Raw genomic sequence first — 20,955 nt, forward strand, 5'->3', positions numbered from 1 at the left:
GGAGTTGGTATATCTTACAAGTATGCGTGGAGTCGTTCAGGTGTGGGAAAGTTTTCTATATATGGGAAATAATATATATAAATATTAAGCATTTTATAGTATGAAAGTTGCAGTTGCCGGTACAGGGTATGTAGGATTGAGTATTGCTACACTATTGAGTCAGCATCATCAGGTTACAGCAGTAGATGTTGTATCCGAAAAAGTTGAGATGATTAATGCTCGTCACTCTCCAATCCAGGATGAGTATATAGAAAAGTACCTGGCAGAGAAGTCTCTAAACTTGACGGCTACTCTAGACGGGGCTACAGCTTATAAAGATGCTGATTTCGTAGTGATAGCCACTCCGACCAATTACGATCCTGTAAAGAATTACTTTGATACACGGCATGTAGAAGAAGTGATAGAGCTTGTGTTGCAGATGAATCCCAATGCAATTATGGTGATTAAGTCTACCATCCCGGTAGGTTACACTGTAAGTGTTAGAGAGAAATATCATTGCGATAATATTCTTTTTGCTCCGGAGTTCTTGCGCGAGAGTAAGGCTCTATATGACAATCTCTATCCCAGCCGTATCATTATCGGTAGGCCGGAGAATGATGAACGATTAGACCGTGCAGCCCATGTCTTTGCGGCTCTCTTGCAGGAGGGAGCAGTTAAGGAGAATATAGATACGCTCTATATGGGGGTGACAGAAGCTGAAGCCGTGAAGCTCTTTGCCAATACATATTTGGCTCTGCGCGTCAGTTATTTTAATGAACTTGATACGTATGCAGAGATGAAGGGCTTGAATACGAAGGATATAATAGATGGTGTAGGACTTGACCCGCGTATTGGCACATTCTATAATAATCCGTCTTTCGGGTATGGAGGGTACTGTCTGCCAAAAGATACCAAACAGTTGTTAGCTAATTATGAAAATGTACCGGAGAATCTGATTGGAGCTATTGTTGAAAGCAACCGTACTCGTAAGGATTTCATAGCTGACCGCGTTCTGCACATGGCTGGTTATTATGACTATTACAATCGTGGAGATTTTGATGTCAAGGAAGAAAAACATTGCGTAATCGGCGTTTATCGCCTGACGATGAAGAGCAACAGCGACAATTTCCGGCAAAGCAGTATTCAGGGAGTCATGAAGCGTATCAAGGCCAAGGGTGCTGAAGTGATAATCTATGAACCGGCTCTGGAGGACGGAATCACTTTCTTTGGCAGTCGGGTGATTAACAATCTTACAGAGTTTAAATCACAGTGCAATGCCATTATCGCCAACCGTTACGATGCTTGTCTCGACGATGTAGCTGAGAAAGTATATACAAGAGATATATTTAGGAGAGATTAGGGTGTTCTGTTTCACCAGTTAGATCTTACTTCCAATTTATTGGAATGTTTTTAGAATAATCTTTTTCTTTTACTAATATATAAAGAAATAATTCGGATTTCTATGTTTTTTATAGGCTATTAGTCCTTAATTATAAACTGGAATTAATATAGCTTAATGGCTTCTACTGTAAATAGAATAATAAAGAATTCTGTATTTTTGTATGCAAGGTTAGCTATCACCATGTTTATATCTTTGTATACTACGCGGCTTATATTGAATTCTTTGGGGGCGTCTGATTTTGGTGTTTTCAATGTCTTAGGTGGAGCTATTGCCATGCTTGGATTCCTTAATGCTGCAATGGCAAGTGCGACACAGCGATTTATGAGCTATAGTGAAGGAAGTGGAGATAAAGAAAATCAAAGGGTGATATTTAATGTAAGTCTCATCTTGCATGTTTTTATAGCATGTTTGGCGGGACTTCTTTTTTTGCTATTTGGTTACTTCTTCTTTCATGGATTGCTCAATATACCTTCTGAGAGATACTTTGCTGCAAAAATAGTGTATGGAAGTCTTATTGTAAGTACAATGTTCACAGTTATGACTGTTCCATATGATGCAGTTATGAATGCACATGAGAATTTTAAGTATTATGCTATTATTGGCATCTTTGAGTCTCTATTAAAATTATCTGTTGCCTTTGTCTGTGTGTATAGTTTGTACGATAAGTTAATTATCTATGGTCTATTGATGGGAGGAATTCCTTTAGTCACATTGAGCATTATGCGAATTTATTGTCATCGTCGTTATACGGAATGTGTAGTGCAGCCAAGGAAATATTGGGATAAGAATATTTTGCATTCTATGACATCCTTTGCAGGGTGGAATTTGTTAGGGAATTCATCTACAATGATAGGTAATTATGGTAATGCTATTGTTGTGAATCACTTCTTTGGGGCTGTTATTAATGCGTCAATGGGTATTGTAAGTCAGTTGCAAGGTCAGTTGTTGGTTCTCACCAATAATATGTTAAAGGTGCTTATACCGGTTATTATCAAGAAGGAAGGTGCGAATCAGCGTGATGAAATGCTAAAATGGTCATTGGAAGGGTGTCGGTTTTCCTATCTTTTGTTAGTGTGGATTGCAATTCCTTTTTGTGTGGAAGCTCCATTCATATTGAAGATGTGGTTGAAAGATGTGCCGGAATGGACAGTCTTGTTTTTGCGTTTACAAGTTGTTAGGACCTTATTAGAGCTGACTACACAAAGTTTTTCTACATCTTTGGATGCTACGGGAAAAATAAAGGAGGTAAACTTAATCACAGCTATTTTGTTTTTTTCTCCTTTGATATTAGAGTGGGTAATGTTTGGTATCGGATTTCGTGCATATTGGATGTATATATTAATGATCATAGTAGTTATTATTCAAAATTTAGTGCGAATAACTCTATGTAAGAAGTATTGTGGTCTAAATATTTCTTTATACGTTAAAGATTTTTTGCTCCCAATGTTGCTATTTACGATAGAATTGATTGTGATTGCAATATTGCCCTCACTGTTTATGTCTATAGGATGGGGGAGGGCGATATTAAGTGTATCCTTAAGTATAGTTGTATTCCTCGTGTCTGGATATGTCTATATCTTACATGAAGACGAAAAAAATATTGTGAATAAACTTTTAGTGAAAATCTATAAACCACTTTCTCCTTATTTTAAGAATTCTGATAATTTGTAGTTTATAATATACAGTTATATTAAAAAAGAAATGATATGGTTAGAATTGAAGAAATAATTCTAAAGGGTCTCCGCAAGATTTACTTGACAACAATAGGTAAGTTGGAAAAAAATGTGAAGTCTGTAGTCACTGTTCCTGATGATGCTTCTGACATAATATATTCGGTTTTGTCCAGTAATCAACCATGTATGATAGCCCGTTTTGGCTCTACAGAACTCAATGCAATCGTTAACTATATGGCTGTGGCCGATTCGCGCCATTCTGTCATTGACTTTATCACAGGGCGACAATATCAATGGTGGTGGAATGACTTGGGTATAGAGCAGATGGAAACCCATTCTGGTTTTTTCCCGTCAAATAAAGAGACTATTTCAAAATTTAGTGAGATGATGTTCCAGGAGGTGGCAGAATGCGATGTGTTATTGTCTTGGCAAAGAAATGAGCAGTTATTATATCCCCGCATGAAACCAAACCTTATCCTCACTGAATTGCTAGCTTCTGAACCTTGGTGGGGTAAAAGGCCTTGGAGTAGAGTTCTGAAAGGGAAACATGTATTGGTAGTTCATCCCTTTTCAGAACTGATTGAGTCGCAGTATTATAATCATCGAGAAGAATTATTTCCCGGTACTGATGTTTTGCCGGAATTTGCTTCACTCCGCACCGTAAAGGCTGTACAAAGTCTGGGTGGGAGCAATGGACAGGGATTCCATGATTGGTTTGATGCTCTCGAATGGATGAAAAAGGAAATGGATAAGCAAGATTATGACATAGCTCTTATCGGGTGTGGTGCTTATGGTTTTCCGCTAGCAGCCTATGCCAAGAGATGTGGACATCAAGCTTTCCATATGGGTGGAGTCTTGCAATTGTTATTCGGTATAAAAGGCAAGCGTTGGGAGTATCCAAATTATGGAGAAAAGGAACTCCATGAGGGAGGTAAATATCTGAAGATGTTTAATGATAAATGGGTTTATCCTTCGGTTTCGGATAGACCAGCCAATGCAAGTAATGTGGAGGGTGCGTGCTATTGGTGATTTTTTTAAATATATATATAAGAATTAGTTGTTCTATATGCTGGTTGCTGTCTATAAAATAGTGAGAAAGATTTGCTTAACGATACAATGTGCTATTGAGAAGACACGTACCGTATTTTCTTTTTTAGGCAATGGTGTGGAATTTCATAGTTTCAAGACTAGCGGTATTCCTTATGTCATGGTTGCTCGTGGAGGGAAATTGGTGATAGGTGACAATTTCTCAATGAATAATGGGTTGAAGAGTAATCCCATTGGTTGCAGTGATAGGTGTATCTTGTTCGTAGATAAAGGTGCCGAGCTTATTATTGGACGTAATGTCGGTATTTCGCAAACAACTCTTGTGGCGCTTGATAGATTAGAGATACAAGATAATGTTAAAATAGGAGGTGGCTCACGTATCTATACTTCAGATTTTCATTCTATCAATCCTCTGATAAGAAAGTCTTCTCATGATATGGAACACAGAAAGAACGCACCTGTGGTGATTAAAGAAAATGCTTTTATTGGTGCAGGGTGTTTGATACTCAAAGGTGTTACAATAGGTGAGAATAGCATTGTGGGCGCTGGCTCTGTTGTAACAAAGTCTATTCCTGATAATGAAATATGGGGTGGTAATCCCGCCCGTCTTATTAGAAAAATAATATATGAAAAAGATAGCAGTATTACTTACCGTTCATAATCGGAAAGCAATGACAATTCGATGTCTAGCTCAAGTATTTAATCAGAAAATAGAAACAGGAAAATACCAGTTAGAAGTATATCTTACCGATGATGGTTGTACTGATGGAACAAGTGAAGCGGTGCAATCGCAATTTCCACAAGTTCATGTTATTGCCGGTGATGGGAATCTATTTTGGAATAGAGGAATGTATGTGGCGTGGGATGCGGCTTCTAAGTCTTACGATTATGATTATTATTTGTGGCTGAACGATGATACTTTTATTTATGATGACTGTATAGACCGGCTTTTGCGGACATCTGAATCGTATAATAACGAATCTGTCATTGTCGGGACTTGTTGTGCTGTAGGCAATCAATCCATTATTACCTATGGTGGTTGTCATGGCTTAGACTTGATAAAGGACATAAGTCAAGAGCAAAGTTGTGATACCTTTAATGGAAATATAGTTCTTATTCCCGCATTTGTATATCATAAGCTAGGCCAGCTGGACTACCGTTATCACCATGCGTGTGGTGATACTGATTATGGATTTCGCGTGTCAGACAGTGGACTGAGAAATATTGTTCCTGTTGGCATCTTGGGTGAATGCAATGAGCATGACCGGATAGAAAAGTGGCGTGACCCGTCTGTTCCTGTGCGGATGCGTTGGAATAATTATTTCTTCAATCATCGAACTTCTGATACTTACTTATGCTTCTCGAAGCACTATGGTAAATTCTATGCAATCCGCGTTACGCTTACTAGTTTTTTGCATATGCTGATGCCGCGAGTTTATAATCTTATCAAGGGTTAAAAAATAAGAAAGTTCTCTGTTCATGGAATGCCTCTGGTTTCTGAAGCCGATTATCGATATGCTGTACACACTCCAGTTTCTGGATTATGTACTGTTCGGGCTTGCTATATTTCTATTGTTGAAATCCAAGTTTAATTCTTTTTGCAAAATAGATGTTGTAGTATTCATCTTATGTCTTCTCTATATGGTTGCTTATGAAAGGAACACAGAGGAGGCTTTTCCTAATTTGGCAAAGGCACTTACTGCCTTTGTACTCTATTTCTTAGGCAGGGCTTATTATTCCAATTGGAAAGACTATATTAAGCCACTGAGATATTCTTTCTATATAGTATTGGCTGTTACGGTGTTCAGTTATGTCACGGGTGTAGGATTTCAGGAATGGGGAGGGGTGAATACATTCACAGGATTGTATTTCTTTAAGACCGACTTGGCTGCTGCACTGTCTCAATGCCTATTGGTGTTCTTATTTAAGGAAAAGCGAGGGTATACTAAGATAGAAGTGTTGACAATTGGCGTGTGTGCTATATTTATTTTGCTTGCAAATGCTCGAATCTATTATTTGGTATTAGTCGTATTCTTTGTATTTGCGTACATGCACCAGCGCGAAATCAAAACAGGGAGAATTGTAAAGATCTCTCCAAGATTCATTGCCCTAATCCTTTTGTCTGTAGGATTATTGATTGTCAGTATGAGTTATGTTGCAACCAACACCAAGCTAGGCGAAGAATATCTGCTAATCAATCTAAATGACGAAGGCGGTCTTCTTAGTGCTGGAAATACACAAGGACGATCGGTAACCTGGGCAAACATATTGATGTTTTTCAATAACCAGCCTCTTATCACTAGATTCTTTGGGTATGATTTGGTTTCTGATGCGAATGCGGGAGGAATAGGTTTCAATGCCCACAGTTTATATATCAAGCTGTTGTTTAGTTTGGGCTATTTTGGATGCTTTGTCTTTTTTATGTTAGTATGGGCGGTTATCATGAATTTGAATAAATTGAGTGATAGGCGTTTATTCTATTTGACCATAGGATACATGCTAATCTTTTTTGTTGGTGGAATTTCCTATACTTCGATAGAATCGACCCAGCTCTCATGGTATGCCTTGTTCTTTATGGGGCTTTCCATCTCTGGAACTCGGATGTTATCTCCTCAAAACCATAGCAATATCTAAGCTCTAATAAGATTGGGGCTGCTAAATGAATTAGTTTTTATTTAAATATGTCGTTTAATTTGTCTATGTTTGTTCAGAGCATTAAAGCTGATTTGGTCCAAGTGAGAGGCGGCGTTGGACTGAAAGACTTTCTTTCGGCTGTGTTACTCAATCAGTCTTTTAAGCGTATTCTCCTTTATCGTGTTTGCCATTACTGCAATAACAAAATCCTGAGTTCCGTTTTGGGTATTATCGATCGTTTGGTCTCTACACATTATAATGTATATATAGTAAAGGATGCTGAAATAGGGAAAGGCTTTTGTATAGGACATTGTTTCTCTATTATCATATCACAATGCAAAATAGGGAATAATGTCGTGGTTATGCAACAAGTTACTATAGGGTCTAGTCGGGGTGGTAAACGTGCCGGTGTCCCGGTTATTGGTGATAATGTCTTTATAGGGTGTGGAGCAAAGATATTAGGCAATGTCCATATTGGGAATCATGTGATGATTGGTGCAAATGCTGTGGTGACCCATGATGTTCCTGATGGTGCTGTTGTTGGAGGTGTACCTGCTAAAATCCTTAGTATGGATGGAGTTGAACAGTCTAAACTTTGGTGCTTACCTTATAATACTCATTGTTAATGAAAAATTTATACTTAGGAATTGCTTTAGCAACATACCGGATAGATTTCTGTAATTATTTACATGATAGATGTAATTTTAGTATCTATCACTATACAATTGGTACAGAATTTAAAAATCAGATGGATGAGTTAAAAGCCCAATGTAATTTCCCATATCAGACATTTAAGGTACATTATCTCGGAGGTTATAGCAGAGCTTTTGCCCGTGGACTTAATAAACTTATCAGAAAGAATAATCCAGAATTTGTCTTTGTCCCGGAATTTTCAATCATAGCACTTCAAGTAATCATCCTTAGGTGGGTGTTTGGCTATAAATATAAGATTATATCATTATGCGATGATAGTTATGATATGATACAAGGGAATGATTTCTCCAGGGTACACCGTTATTCTAGAAAATTGATAGTACCTTTTGTTGATAACCTGATATTGAATAATGCCAAATCTTGCAAGTGGTATCAAGAGAATTATCATAAAGGTGTTTATTTCCCTATTATTACGGATGAGCGTGTTTTTAGACATAAGGTAGAAGCTTCACTACCATTGGCTGCTAAACTGCAAGAGCAATACCAGTTGTCTCATCGTAAAATTATCCTCTATGTAGGGAGGTTGATGGAGTTAAAACGGATAGACGATTTGCTACATGCGTTTCGGTTGGTAAAAGAAGATGCGGTATTGGTTGTCATTGGCAGTGGAGCCGAAGAACAGCGACTTAAAGCATTAGATGCTGTGTTAGATACACATGCTATATTCTTAGAGTGGAAAGTGGGACAAGAGTTGTTTGCTTGGTATGCCCTGGCCGATGTATTGGTGTTACCATCACGCCAGGAGGCTTTCGGCGCAGTTGTCAACGAAGGACTTATTTCAGGATGCCTATGTGTGGTGAGCGATAAATGCGGAAGCGAGACATTGGTAACTCCTAGTGTCAATGGATTTATTTTTAAGTCATTGGATATTGCTGATTTATCAGAGAAGATAGGCTTGGCACTTGACAAGGTCTCAAAAAGTAGTAGTCTCACATTGAAGCCTAATATGATGCCGTTTTCATTTGACCAGATGCTTTGTGATATAGCAAAGAACCTAAACTTATTTGAAAATAGATGCCTATGAGGATATTGCATATTATCAGCCATTTCGAGATGGGCGGCGCCGAACGCGTAGCATTGAATATCGTTAAGTCGTCTAATCCAGATTTTGAGTATTCGATAGTAGAGGTGATACGAGGAAGGGGTGTGTTTGCTGATAAATTTATAGAAGAATTAGCAAATAGCGGTATCAAATATCACCGGTCGCACATTTCAAATAGTAAGTTAGCTATAGTATTATTCCCCATATTCTTAATTCCCTTATTATTTAAGATAAAGCCAGCTATTGTTCATACGCATACCGAAGTTCCAGATTTGGCATGGTATTGGTGTAATCTACTGTTTGGCAGGTTTATGCGGAAAATAAAATCAGTCAGGACTATTCATAACACGGAATTGTGGAATAGTTGGGGAATGGTAGGTAGGGCGGTTGAAAAGTTCTTCTCGAAAAAAGAAGCCAATATTGCCATCAGTCAAGCTACACAAGGTTGTTACAGAGCAGTGTATGCTGAATGTCCACCTATTATATATAATGGGATAGAGGAAATGTCGCAGCAAACTTTTAAGGGAATAATAGCAGGTAAGATAAATATCCTGTTTGCCGGGAGAATGGAAGAACAAAAAGGAGTCTCGGTATTGGTGGATGTTATTTCCCGTCTGAAAGAAGATGGCCGATTTGTATTCCATATTGTTGGTAATGGATCACAGGAATGGCAGGTGAGGAACGCACTTTCAGATTCCACATGTGTGTATTTCTATGATAAGATATACGGTTTGTCATCATTGTTGTCATCTTTCGATTATCTATTTATGCCTTCTCGTTTTGAGGGTTTGGCACTGATGTCTATAGAAGCAAGTATGGCCAAACTACCAGCGGTTATCAATGATTGTCCCGGACTGGGAGAAACCTTGCCTGAAGATTGGCCTTTAAAGGTTGAAAACAATGATACGGAATCGTTTATACGAATATTTACCCATTATATACCAACTTGTAATCGTGAATCATTGACAGAATTAGCTTACAGTTATGTGAAAACGAACTTTTCTCTGGAAAAGATGCAGAAAGCGTATGAGGAATTATATTCTTATAAGTAAAAATGGTGGTTAGGTCATGAAATCAAGGATTCTTTTTATTCTTCACCTTCCCCCTCCTGTGCATGGAGCATCTGTTGTCGGGAAAAGCATACGTGATAGTAAGCTTATCAATGATGCTTTCGACTGCCATTATATGAATATGACTTTGGCACAGAGTATTGGAGATGTAGGAAAAGGCGGATTGGGGAAATTGCTACGTTATTTCAATCTGCTTCATCAGATTCGAAAAGAAGTGAAGCGCATAAAGCCGTCCTTGGTATATATTACGCCAAATTCGGCAGGGGTGCCTTTCTATAAAGATTTTGTCATCGTTCAATTAGTGAAGAGTCTTGGTTGTCGAGTTATGGTGCATTTCCATAATAAGGGAGTGGTCACGAGACAAGACAAGTTGGTGGATAATTTCCTTTATAAGAGATTTTTTAGAAATACAAAAATAATACTTTTGGCAAAGTCTCTGTATCGTGATATAGAGAAGTATGTTGATGAACGGGATGTGTATTTTTGCAGCAATGGTATTCCAGAATCCCTTACTCACCATCGAATAACAGATGCAAGGAGGCTTAATATATTGTTCCTTTCTAACATGATGCGGGCAAAAGGGGTTTTGACACTGCTTCTTGCATGTGCAAAGTTGAAGTCGCGCAGACTTCCCTTCCATTGCATCTTTGCCGGAGCGTGGAAAGATATTAGTGAGGCTGACTTTGCAATAAAAGTGAATGAGTTGCATTTGGATGAAGATGTGGAAGCTGTCGGTCCTCAATATGGAGAAGATAAGGAGAAATACTTGAATCTTGCAGATGTATTTGTATTGCCTTCGTATAATGAGTGCCTGCCTCTGACGATAATAGAGTCGATGCAGCATGGGGTGGCTTGTATCAGTACGAATGTTGGTGCAATCCCTTCTGTCATTGATGAGGGTGAGACCGGTTTTGTTATAGCTCCCGGCGATTCTGACGCTCTTGCTGATAAGTTGCAATGGTTGATAGAACATCCGGAAGCATGCAAGGCAATGGGTAAGTGCGGGTATGAGAAGTACAGGCGGAATTATACTTTAGAGCAGTTTGAAAATAACTTCTCTAAAATATTGAGAGAGGAGACAAGCTGTTATACGGGGTAATCTTGATGTAAGAGCTTAGGAATGATGGTTCTTCGTTTTTCGTATTAGAATTTATAGTATTAATTTTATAGGATGTTCAAGTTTACAGATAGGCATATATTAGGGAGTAGGGCGGAATTAGAAACTTTGCCTATGGGTAAGTTGCTGATTAATACAGTGAATGCACATTCGTACAATCAGGCACAAGGAGATTCCCAGTTTTCTGATGCACTTCGGAATGGGGATGTACTGATTCCCGATGGAATGAGTGTTGTCAAGGCTTTTCAATGGGTAGGATGGCCCGATGCCCCCAAAGAGCGTGTTTCGGGGTGGGATTTGTTCGAATTTGAGATGCAGAGACTGAATGGACAAGGCGGTAGGTGCATGTTCATGGGGTCTTCTGAAAAAGTATTGAGGCTCATCAAGCAGCGTGCGGTTGTAGATTATCCAAATATAGAGATTACAACTTATTCTCCTCCATATAAGGATGAGTTTGATGAGAATGATAACACGGCTATCATAAATGCAATCAATCTGGCAACCCCAGATTTGCTTTGGATAGGTATGACCGCTCCAAAACAGGAGAAGTGGGCTTATAGTCATTGGAAAGAACTGAATATTCATTGCCATTGTGGAACGATAGGAGCTGTGTTTGATTTTTATGCAGGTACTGTCAAGCGAGCTCCTTTGTGGTGGCAACGGCATGGATTGGAATGGCTCTATCGTTTGATAAAAGAGCCGAAACGGATGTGGAGGAGATATATTATTGGGAATACAAAATTCTTGTGGTATATGTTTGCTGAAAAGCGAAATAATAAAATTCCCTGTAATAAGAAACCATAGCAATGGGCAGTACGCCCCCTTACATGGTAGTCTTTATAGGGGGGATAAGTATGTGTAGTATTATATATAGCGGAGATAACGGATTTGGTCGGTAGCTGTATATGGATAAATAGGTTGAAGAAGTGTTTGATAGATATGTAGGGAACATGTAGGTATTCTTTCCCTTTTCTGCCAGGCCTTCGCAGCAATGCTGCGGGGGCCTGGCAGTTTTGTTGAAGGGGCTTGGCAGCATTGCTGCGGAGGCTTTGCAGAAAATGGAGGGAGAAGTGGTGAGGGGAAGATATGGTTTGGTGGATATAATATTTCCGGCGAGGGAGCGTTAGATAGTATATGTTGTGGACGGATAGGATATGGCAGGTGAAGCTGCTATTGGTGGTTGGAGCTGTCGTGATTGCGATAGCATCGCTTGTCGTGTCGCATTTGCTAACACGCGACCTGTCTATGGAGGAGCGGCAGAAGATGGAGGTGTGGGCAGAAGCGATGTCACAACTGAACCGGGCTGATGAGAATACAGACTTGGGATTGGTGCTGAAAGTGATGGATGGGAATAATACGATACCCGTTGTGGTGACGGATAATCGGGGAGAGGCGCAGCTGTTTCGCAATGTGGAAATGCAGGAAGGGTCTTACGAGGACAGCCTGAGACAGGCCAGAGAGATGGCCAGGCAGATGAGAGCTTCCGGACGGTATATCCGTATTCAGTTGAACGACTCGGTGAAGAGTGACTATGTGGATGTATGTTACGATGAGTCGCTGATGCTCAAACGTTTACAGAGTTACCCGTTTGTGCAGCTGGGCGTGGTGATGTTGTTTGTGGTAGTGGCTATTTTTGCTTTGCTGACGTCGAAACGTGCCGAGCAGAACAAGGTGTGGGTGGGACTTTCGAAGGAGACTGCTCACCAGTTGGGTACACCAATCAGTAGTCTGATGGCATGGACGGAGATGCTGAAGGAGACCTATCCGCACGATGAACTGATACCGGAGATGGATAGGGATGTGAAGAGACTGGAATTGATTGCCGACAGGTTTTCCAAGATAGGGTCGCTCCCCGAATTAGTGCCGACGCGTATGGCTGAGGTGTTGGAACATGTGGTGGACTATATGAATTGCAGGACATCCAACAAGGTAGAGATTACGATGGAGATGCCCGACCACGATGTGCTGGTGATGATGAACGGACCGCTGTTTGAATGGGTGGTGGAAAATCTGTGCAAGAACGCTGTCGACGCGATGGGAGGGGAGCGTGGCAGTATCAGGTTGCATGTGGAAGAAGCCGAAAGCATCGTGATACTGGATGTGGTGGATACGGGTAAGGGCATTCGGAAGCGCGATATACATAATGTGTTCCGCCCCGGATTTACGACGAAGAAGCGTGGCTGGGGACTGGGCCTGTCGCTTGCCCGGCGTATCGTGGAGGAATATCACAAGGGGCGCATCAGCGTGAAATCGTCGGAAGTGGGAGTCGGTACGACGTTCCGTATCGTTCTGAAGGCTTTGTGATGGCGCATATTGGTAGAATATTGATTCGTACTTTGCATTCATGTCGTTCCAGTCCTGTTGTTCGCTAGTCCTATTATATTATATGGTGAGAGGGCTAAATTGCACATTTTGAGCGTTTTGTATATTTAGTTTTTCTCATTTAATTCTTTGTATATCAGAATTTATTCGTAACTTTGCAGCCCGTATGGGTAGTTTAGAACCATTTAAGATAGACTTAAAAGGATTGAAAGAGGGCGATACCGAGCTTGTCTTTCATCTTGACGATAGCTACTTTGAGGCGATAGACGCTCCCGAAGTGCAGCGAGGTGAGTTGCGTACAGATCTTTCCATTCATCGAGTGGGAGACTTTTTCGAACTCAACTTCCATACTTCCGGTACCATACAGGTTCCATGCGACCGCTGTCTGGAGCCTATGGCGCAGGCTATAGACACGCAGAATAAGCTGGTCGTGAAGTTTGGAGAAGACTATGTAGAGGACGATGACCTGGTGACGGTGCCTGAGAATGAAGGCGTTGTCGATGTGTCATGGTTCGTTTATGAGTTTGTGGAACTTTCCATTCCGTTCAAGCATGCGCATGCGCCTGGGGAATGTGACCCTGCAATGTTGAAACTGCTGGAGGCGCACTCTACGACGGAAAATGCCAACGAGGACGACAGCAAAGACACGATAGATCCTCGCTGGGCCGGATTAGAAAAAATAAAAACAACAATTAAAGAATAAATTAAAATGGCACATCCTAAAAGAAGACAATCGAAGACTCGTACACTCAAGAGAAGAACGCACGATAAGGCAGTAGCCCCCACACTGGCAGTATGCCCTAACTGTGGCAGTTACCATGTATATCACACAGTATGCCCTACTTGTGGATACTATAGAGGTAAGTTGGCTGTTGTAAAGGAAGTAGCTGAATAATGGAGCAAATCAATGCCATTATCACGGGTGTTGCGGGATATGTACCTGACTACGTGCTCAACAATGAAGAGCTGTCGAGGATGGTGGATACCAACGACGAGTGGATAACGGCACGCACGGGTATCAAGGAACGTCGCATTCTGACCGAAGAGGGGCTGGGAACGTCCTACATGGCGCGCAAGGCTGCCAAGCTTCTGATACAGAAGACGGGTGTAGATCCTGATACCATTGATGCGGTCATAGTGGCAACGACCACGCCCGACTATATTCATCCGTCTACAGCATCTATCGTATTGGGCAAGTTGGGACTGAAGAATGCTTTTGCTTTCGACTTCTCTGCTGCCTGCTGCGGTTTCATGTATGCTTTCGATGTGGCCTGCAACATGATTCAGAGTGGACGCCACAAGCGTATCATTGTGATTGGTGCAGACAAGATGTCGTCGATTACCGACTATCAGGACCGTAGCACTTGTGCGCTGTTCGGTGACGGTGCTGGGGCTGTAATGGTCGAAGGTACGACCGAGGAGAATGTCGGTTTGATAGACTCTTATCATCGTACGGATGGCAAGGGTCTGCCGTTCTTGCACATCAAGGCCGGCGGTTCGGTATGTCCTTCATCTCATTTCACGGTAGACCATCGTCTGCATTCCACTTATCAAGAGGGGCGCACGGTGTTCCGTTATGCTGTGACAGCGATGGGCGATGACTGTCTGGAACTGCTGAAGCGCAATGGACTGACCCGTGAAGATGTAACTTATATCGTTCCTCATCAGGCAAATCTGCGAATCATCGAAGCTGTTGCAAAGCGCGTCGGATGCCCGATAGAGAAGGTTCTTGTCAATATTCAGCGTTACGGTAACACCAGTGCGGCTTGTATGCCGTTGGTATTATGGGACTTCGAGAAGCAGTTGAAGAAGGGCGATAACATCATCTTCACAGCCTTTGGAGCTGGATTTGTGAACGGAGCTAGCTATTATCGCTGGGCTTACGACTCATAAGCAGCTTTGATTTGACTCTCGCCAGTGAGAGTAGAAGAATATTTGTAATAAACAGAATACGGAGAGACGCATCTTTATATCAGTTAAGGATGCGTCTTTTTGTCCTAAAAGGAGGTTAAAATGCACAAAGCCGGATTTGTAAATATCGTTGGCAATCCGAACGTAGGGAAGAGTACTTTGATGAACCAGTTGGTGGGCGAGCGCATCAGCATCGCTACATTTAAGGCGCAGACCACCCGCCATCGTATCATGGGTATAGTGAATACCGATGATATGCAGATTGTTTTCTCTGACACGCCCGGTGTCCTGAAGCCGAATTACAAGATGCAGGAGTATATGTTGGCGTTCTCTGAATCGGCCTTGACCGATGCAGATATTCTGCTCTATGTGACCGATGTGGTCGAGAATCCGGAAAAGAACATGGAGTTTCTGGAGAAAGTCAGTAAGATGACAATTCCGGTATTGCTACTCATCAACAAGATAGATGAGAGCAATCAAAACTCATTAGGCGATATCGTGGAGCATTGGCATCGCCTGTTGCCCAATGCAGAGATATTGCCGATATCGGCCAAGAATAAATTTGGTGTGGATGTATTGTTGAAACGCATCAAAGAGCTGTTGCCTGATTCTCCCCCCTATTTCGACAAAGAGCAACTGACCGACAAGCCAGCTCGATTTTTTGTATCAGAGATTATACGCGAGAAGATACTGCTGTATTACGACAAGGAGATACCCTACAGTGTCGAAGTGCGCGTGGAAAGTTTCAAGGAAGAGGAGAAACAGATTAATATAGGTGCTGTCATCTATGTGGAGCGAGACTCACAAAAAGGCATTATCATCGGGCATCAGGGCGTTGCGCTGAAGAAGATGAACATGGAGTCGCGCAAGACTTTGGAGAAATTTTTCGGCAAGAAGATATTCCTGGAAACCTTTGTCAAGGTAGATAAGGACTGGCGCAGTTCCAAGAAAGAGTTGGAAAGTTTCGGCTATAGTCCGGAATAGTTTCACTCTTTGGTTTTACCTCATTTCCCTGAAGAGGGGAGTAGGATGTAATTCATGATTTATTATTAGTATATGGCAAATTTAGTAGCAATAGTAGGACGTCCTAATGTGGGTAAGTCTACGCTTTTCAATAGATTGACACAGTCGCGTCGTGCGATTGTCAGTGATACCGCCGGCACCACGCGTGACCGCCAATATGGCAAGTGTTCGTGGAATGGAAACGAGTTTTCGGTGGTCGATACCGGTGGCTGGGTAGTGAATTCGGATGATATTTTCGAAGATGCCATCCGTAAACAGGTGCTTATTGCCACCGAGGAGGCCGACTTGGTATTGTTCCTTGTCGACGTCACTACGGGTGTAACCGACTGGGATCAAGATGTTGCGCAGATTCTGCGTCGCGCGAAATTGCCCGTCATCTTGGTAGCTAACAAGGTGGACAACAGCTCTGAATACTATCAGGCAGCCGATTTCTATAGTCTCGGATTGGGCGATCCGCAGTGTATCAGTGCTGCTACAGGTGGCGGAACAGGCGATTTGCTCGACTTGCTGTTGTCGAAACTGGAGAAGAAGGTAGACGAGGTGTTGGAAGAAGATATTCCGCGTTTTGCTGTCGTTGGTCGTCCGAATGCCGGCAAGAGTAGCCTGATTAATGCTTTTATCGGTGAAGACCGCAACATCGTGACAGAGATTGCAGGTACGACCAGAGACAGTATCTATACCCGTTACGACAAGTTCGGCTTCGACTTCTATCTGGTCGATACCGCCGGTATCCGTCGTAAGAACAAGGTTTCGGAAGACTTGGAGTTCTATTCCGTGATGCGTAGCATCCGTGCCATAGAAAATAGCGATGTCTGTATCTTGATGATTGATGCGCTACGTGGCATTGAAGCGCAGGATATGAACATCTTCCAGTTGGTCCAGAAGAATAACAAGTCGCTTGTAGTCGTGGTGAATAAGTGGGATTTGGTGGAAGATAAGTCGCAGATTTCCATCAAGACTTTCGAGAATGCGATACGCGAACGTATGGCTCCTTTCGTAGATTTCCCCATTATCTTTGCTTCTGCACTGACCAAACAGCGCATCTTTAAGGTGTTGGAGACGGCTAAACAGGTGTATCTGAACCGTACTTCGAAGGTAGGAACATCGAAGTTGAACGAAGTCATGCTGCCTATTATCGAGGCCACTCCGCCCCCATCAATCAAGGGAAAATATATCAAAATCAAGTATTGTATGCAGATTCCGAACACGCAGATACCATCGTTTGTGTTCTATGCCAACCTGCCTCAGTACGTGAAAGAGAATTATCGCCGTTTCCTGGAGAACAAGATACGTGAGAACTGGGACATGCATGGTTGTCCCATCAACATCTTTATCCGTCAGAAGTAAGTGCGATGAAGAGATTCCCTGTTCTGATTCTGGCTTGTCTGCTACTGGGCTTTGCTGCTTGTAGCGATAAGAAAGATGACTCCGGCGAGGTGGCTGCGCGTGCAGCCAAGCTCTATTACGACTACCTGTTGCATGGCGATTACGATGCTTTCGTGGCTGGAACTTACCGTCCGGACAGTCTTCCGGCGAGTTATCAGAGGCAGTTGGCCGATAATGCAGCCATGTTTGTCGGGCAGCAGAACGACGAGCATCGCGGCATCAAGGATATCCGTATTGTCAATAGTAAGGCCGATACAGCAAAGCATGTGGCCCAGGTGATGTTGCAGTTTGTCTATGGCGACAGCACCAACGAGCAGATAGTAGTGCCTATGGTACAGCATAAGGGTGTGTGGTATCTGCGATAAAACGTCCGGATAACGTCTGGTCAGCATTTCATATCAACAAAAAAGAGGATTGGAGTTTGGATAAAATAACTCTAATCCTCTTTTCGTTTTCTTGCAGCTTCTATTTCGTTGCCTTAGCTTCGTTCTCGTTTTCGGCCTTCTTCACCATCTTGAACAAGTCTGAGGCAAACACCAATGCGTTGAGTTTGTCGTTGGTCGAACTCATCACCTCGTCTTTGTTTCCTTGCCATTCCTTATGCCCTTTGTAGATAAAGAGGATATTGTCGCCGATGCCCATGACCGAATTCATGTCGTGGGTATTGATGATGGTGGTGATGTTGAATTCCTTGGTGATGCCCGACAGCAGTTCGTCGATGACGAGCGAAGTCTTCGGGTCGAGTCCGGAATTAGGTTCGTCGCAGAACAGATATTTGGGATTCAGCACGATGGCACGCGCTATGGCCACACGCTTCTGCATACCTCCGGAGATTTCGCCGGGGAATTTGTTTTGTGCATCGAGCAGGTTCACACGCGCCAAGCAGTCTTGTGCACGCTTCTGCCGCTCTCTCAGCGTCATGCTGGAGAACATATCGAGTGGGAACATTACGTTTTCCAGTACGTTCAGCGAGTCAAACAGGGCTGCACTCTGGAATATCATGCCCATCTCACGACGCATCATGACGCGCTCATGTTTGGACATTGTCACGAAATCGCGCCCGTCGTACAGCACTTGCCCCACTGTCGGGTCGAGCAGTCCCACCAGGTTTTTCATCAGAACAGTCTTTCCGCTACCACTTTGCCCGATGATGAGATTGGTCTTTCCGTCCTCAAACACCATATTGATGTCTTTGAGTACGGTCTTGTCTTCGAACGATTTAGTGAGATGTCTTACTTCTATCATTGTATGCGGAAATTAAGATAAGAGTTGGGTGAGGAACACATCTGAGAACAGAATGAGCACACTGCTGCTCACGACTGCATCGGTACTTGATTTACCTACTTCAACAGAACCGCCCTCAACGGTGTAGCCGAAGTAGGAAGACACGCTGGCTATGATGAATGCGAAGAATGTACTCTTGATGATACTCATCCATACGAACCACGCATTAAATGAGTGTTGCAGGCCCAGTGTCAGGTCGTCGGGCGACAGCATGTGCCCCACGTAGGCCGTGGCATACGCACCTATGATGCCCATGAACGAACTGAATATCACCAGGAAAGGCATGATGGTCATCAGGCCCATTATCTTGGGGAGGATGAGATAGCTTGCCGAGTTCACACCCATGATATCGAGTGCGTCGATTTGTTGCGTTACGCGCATCGTTCCCAGCTCTGAAGCGATGTTCGACCCTACCTTTCCGGCCAATATCAGGCACATGATAGAGCTTGAAAATTCAAGCAGCATGATTTCGCGTGTGGTATATCCCGTTACCCATCTTGGCATCCACGGACTCTGGATGTTCACTTTCATCTGAATGCAAATCACTGCACCGATAAAGAAAGAGATAAGCAACACGATGCCGATAGAGTTGATACCCAGCTGCGACATTTCCTTCACGTATTGCTTGAAGAACATGCGCATGCGTTCGGGGCGACTGAATGTGCGCCCCATGAGCAATAGGTATTTGCCTAGTGTATTGAGATATTTGAAGATAAGCATATCGTTGCAAAAATACGAAATAAACAGGAAAACGGCAAACGAACCCTCTCTTTTATTGTTACGGTAGGTTAATATGTATTATTCCGGCATGGCCGAATGCTCTTCCCTCAGATACCTTTTCAGCAGGAATGCGAGGAAATTGGGAAATGTGTAGAACTTTCCGTTGAACCCGATGTTCCTTTCATTAATCAAGGCGAACAATCCTTATATCACAAAAAATGGACGGTTTTAGAGGCGAAAATCATATTTTCTGAATACAAATATAGGTAAAAATCACAAAAATCGAACTGTTTTGGGCCTTAAAATCACATTTTCCAAGAAAAGTGGCTGATTATGGGCAAAAAACTGCAAAGGCCTGGCAGCATTGCTGCCTAGGCTTTGCAGCACCGCTGTTCGGGCTTTGCAGTGATGCTGCGGAGGCCTTGCAGTAAAATCATTAAAAACAGGTGGGATAGAAAGCAGGTGCGTAGAGGGGATGAGGATGGCTCTGTGGCGGTGGTTCAAGGGGTGTGGAACGGGCGAAGATGGGGCGAGACAGATGCTGTTGTAATCATCAGGCAGCACTCTTTCGGAAAAATAGGTAGACTTCCGATTTTTCTTTTTATCTTTGCAGACAAACATAGATACAACAAAACGATGAGTGAAACGGACAACGGACAGGTGTATGGCGATGGCGAAAAACTCGTGTTGCGCACCGAGGGACTGGTGAAGCGCTACGGAAAGCGTACGGTAGCCAATGGTGTAAGCATCAATGTGCGGCAGGGAGAAATCGTAGGATTGCTGGGACCGAACGGTGCCGGTAAGACCACTTCGTTCTACATGACGACGGGATTGGTAGTGCCGAACGAGGGGCATGTCTATATCAACGACGAGGAAATAACCTACGACCCGGTGTATAAGCGTGCCCGTAAGGGTATCGGCTACCTGCCTCAGGAGGCCAGTGTGTTCCGCAAGATGAGTGTGGAAGACAATATCATGTCGGTGTTGGAGATGACCAAGCTCAACCATGAGCAGCAGCTCGAACGCCTGGAGACGCTTATCCGCGAGTTTCGTCTGGGCAAGGTGCGCAAGAATAAGGGCGACCAGCTGTCGGGAGGTGAGCGTCGTCGTACCGAGATAGCGCGCTGTCTGGCCATCGACCCTAAGTTTATCATGCTCGATGAGCCTTTTGCCGGTGTCGACCCTATCGCCGTGGAGGATATTCAACACATCGTGTGGCAGTTGAAATACCGCAATATCGGTATCTTGATTACCGACCACAATGTGCAGGAGACGCTCACGATTACCGACCGTGCTTACCTCTTGTTCGAGGGCAAGATATTGTTCCAGGGCAATCCGGAAGAGCTTGCCAATAATAAGATAGTACGCGAGAAATATCTGAGCAACAGTTTTGTGCTGCGCAAGAAAGACTTCCAGATGATAGACGAGGAGAAGAGAAAGCGCGAAGCAGAGGCGATGTAAATGGAGAAAAAGAAAATACATAGATAGAGATTTCTGTCCCAACAAGAAAGTTTGACAGTTTTATAAGGCTGCTTTGTCTGCATAGCCGGGCATGGCAGATATTCATTGCAGTAGGCTGTTTAGTGTATAATAAGGTCATGTGTAAAGACTGATTTTTGCAAAATAAGGTG

General features: G+C 42.8%; 21 protein-coding genes. 19 read left to right on the forward strand and 2 right to left on the reverse strand.

All coding sequences use genetic code 11. The annotated features are described in order from the left end of the window. Positions 1-100: 100 nt before the first annotated feature. From ACZ42L_RS11545 to ACZ42L_RS11630, 18 genes are all read left to right on the forward strand, one after another. The gene (locus ACZ42L_RS11545) at positions 101-1,339 is read left to right on the forward strand and encodes a nucleotide sugar dehydrogenase (protein ID WP_464716167.1); all 1,239 of its coding nucleotides are present in this window, start codon (positions 101-103) and stop codon (positions 1,337-1,339) included. A gap of 156 nt (positions 1,340-1,495) precedes the next feature. Continuing rightward, on the forward strand, positions 1,496-3,052 hold the full coding sequence (locus tag ACZ42L_RS11550; protein ID WP_464716168.1) for a lipopolysaccharide biosynthesis protein: 1,557 nt from the start codon (positions 1,496-1,498) through the stop codon (positions 3,050-3,052). A gap of 35 nt (positions 3,053-3,087) precedes the next feature. Further along, positions 3,088-4,083: a hypothetical protein gene (locus tag ACZ42L_RS11555; RefSeq protein ID WP_464699396.1), complete on the forward strand. Its 996-nt coding sequence runs from the start codon at positions 3,088-3,090 to the stop codon at positions 4,081-4,083. Positions 4,084-4,144: 61 nt separating this feature from the next. Further along, positions 4,145-4,762 carry an acyltransferase gene (locus ACZ42L_RS11560; RefSeq protein ID WP_464716169.1) on the forward strand — a complete coding sequence of 206 codons (618 nt, stop codon included), beginning with the start codon at positions 4,145-4,147 and terminating at the stop codon, positions 4,760-4,762. Next, positions 4,728-5,558, forward strand: a complete 831-nt coding sequence (locus ACZ42L_RS11565; protein WP_464699399.1) for a glycosyltransferase family 2 protein — start codon at positions 4,728-4,730, stop codon at positions 5,556-5,558. The genes ACZ42L_RS11560 and ACZ42L_RS11565 overlap by 35 nt, the downstream gene beginning before the upstream one ends. 184 nt (positions 5,559-5,742) lie before the next feature. Next, positions 5,743-6,735, forward strand: coding sequence for a hypothetical protein (locus tag ACZ42L_RS11570; RefSeq protein WP_464716170.1), 993 nt, complete (start codon positions 5,743-5,745; stop codon positions 6,733-6,735). 47 nt (positions 6,736-6,782) lie between these two features. Further along, positions 6,783-7,361, forward strand: a complete 579-nt coding sequence (locus ACZ42L_RS11575) for a serine O-acetyltransferase (RefSeq protein WP_464699402.1) — start codon at positions 6,783-6,785, stop codon at positions 7,359-7,361. After that, positions 7,361-8,473, forward strand: a complete 1,113-nt coding sequence (locus ACZ42L_RS11580; protein WP_464716171.1) for a glycosyltransferase family 4 protein — start codon at positions 7,361-7,363, stop codon at positions 8,471-8,473. Before ACZ42L_RS11575 ends, ACZ42L_RS11580 begins: the two co-directional genes overlap by 1 nt. Further along, complete coding sequence (locus ACZ42L_RS11585) at positions 8,470-9,543, forward strand: glycosyltransferase (RefSeq protein ID WP_464716172.1); 1,074 nt, start codon at positions 8,470-8,472, stop codon at positions 9,541-9,543. The genes ACZ42L_RS11580 and ACZ42L_RS11585 overlap by 4 nt, the downstream gene beginning before the upstream one ends. Positions 9,544-9,559: 16 nt before the next feature. Continuing rightward, complete coding sequence (locus ACZ42L_RS11590) at positions 9,560-10,660, forward strand: glycosyltransferase family 4 protein (protein WP_464699406.1); 1,101 nt, start codon at positions 9,560-9,562, stop codon at positions 10,658-10,660. Between the two features lie 72 nt (positions 10,661-10,732). After that, positions 10,733-11,482, forward strand: a complete 750-nt coding sequence (locus ACZ42L_RS11595) for a WecB/TagA/CpsF family glycosyltransferase (RefSeq protein ID WP_464716173.1) — start codon at positions 10,733-10,735, stop codon at positions 11,480-11,482. A 330-nt stretch (positions 11,483-11,812) separates the two neighbouring features. Further along, entirely contained in the window at positions 11,813-12,982 is a 1,170-nt protein-coding gene (locus ACZ42L_RS11600; protein ID WP_464716174.1) for a sensor histidine kinase, read from the forward strand. Between the two features lie 184 nt (positions 12,983-13,166). Next, the gene (locus ACZ42L_RS11605) at positions 13,167-13,703 is read left to right on the forward strand and encodes a YceD family protein (protein ID WP_464699411.1); all 537 of its coding nucleotides are present in this window, start codon (positions 13,167-13,169) and stop codon (positions 13,701-13,703) included. Between the two features lie 6 nt (positions 13,704-13,709). Further along, on the forward strand, positions 13,710-13,895 hold the full coding sequence (rpmF, locus tag ACZ42L_RS11610) for a 50S ribosomal protein L32 (protein WP_084589749.1): 186 nt from the start codon (positions 13,710-13,712) through the stop codon (positions 13,893-13,895). Further along, positions 13,895-14,893 (forward strand): beta-ketoacyl-ACP synthase III, encoded by a 999-nt coding sequence (locus ACZ42L_RS11615; protein WP_464699413.1) that lies wholly within the window; start codon positions 13,895-13,897, stop codon positions 14,891-14,893. The genes rpmF and ACZ42L_RS11615 overlap by 1 nt, the downstream gene beginning before the upstream one ends. Positions 14,894-15,013: 120 nt before the next feature. Beyond that, positions 15,014-15,895, forward strand: a complete 882-nt coding sequence (gene era, locus ACZ42L_RS11620) for a GTPase Era (protein WP_464699415.1) — start codon at positions 15,014-15,016, stop codon at positions 15,893-15,895. A 72-nt stretch (positions 15,896-15,967) separates the two neighbouring features. Next, positions 15,968-17,281 carry a ribosome biogenesis GTPase Der gene (der, locus tag ACZ42L_RS11625; protein WP_464716175.1) on the forward strand — a complete coding sequence of 438 codons (1,314 nt, stop codon included), beginning with the start codon at positions 15,968-15,970 and terminating at the stop codon, positions 17,279-17,281. Between the two features lie 5 nt (positions 17,282-17,286). After that, the gene (locus tag ACZ42L_RS11630) at positions 17,287-17,685 is read left to right on the forward strand and encodes a hypothetical protein (RefSeq protein ID WP_464716176.1); all 399 of its coding nucleotides are present in this window, start codon (positions 17,287-17,289) and stop codon (positions 17,683-17,685) included. 100 nt (positions 17,686-17,785) lie between these two features. Here ACZ42L_RS11630 and ACZ42L_RS11635 read toward each other — a convergent pair whose 3' ends face one another. Both ACZ42L_RS11635 and ACZ42L_RS11640 read right to left on the reverse strand, forming a co-directional pair. After that, positions 17,786-18,565, reverse strand: a complete 780-nt coding sequence (locus tag ACZ42L_RS11635; protein WP_464702858.1) for an ABC transporter ATP-binding protein — start codon at positions 18,563-18,565, stop codon at positions 17,786-17,788. A gap of 12 nt (positions 18,566-18,577) precedes the next feature. Further along, positions 18,578-19,324 carry an MlaE family ABC transporter permease gene (locus ACZ42L_RS11640; protein ID WP_464702859.1) on the reverse strand — a complete coding sequence of 249 codons (747 nt, stop codon included), beginning with the start codon at positions 19,322-19,324 and terminating at the stop codon, positions 18,578-18,580. A 636-nt stretch (positions 19,325-19,960) separates the two neighbouring features. On the opposite strand from ACZ42L_RS11640, the gene lptB reads away from it, so the two are divergent. Next, complete coding sequence (gene lptB, locus ACZ42L_RS11645; RefSeq protein ID WP_464716177.1) at positions 19,961-20,785, forward strand: LPS export ABC transporter ATP-binding protein; 825 nt, start codon at positions 19,961-19,963, stop codon at positions 20,783-20,785. The last annotated feature ends 170 nt before the right edge of the window (positions 20,786-20,955 follow it).

This window comes from Prevotella mikamonis (assembly GCF_055381405.1).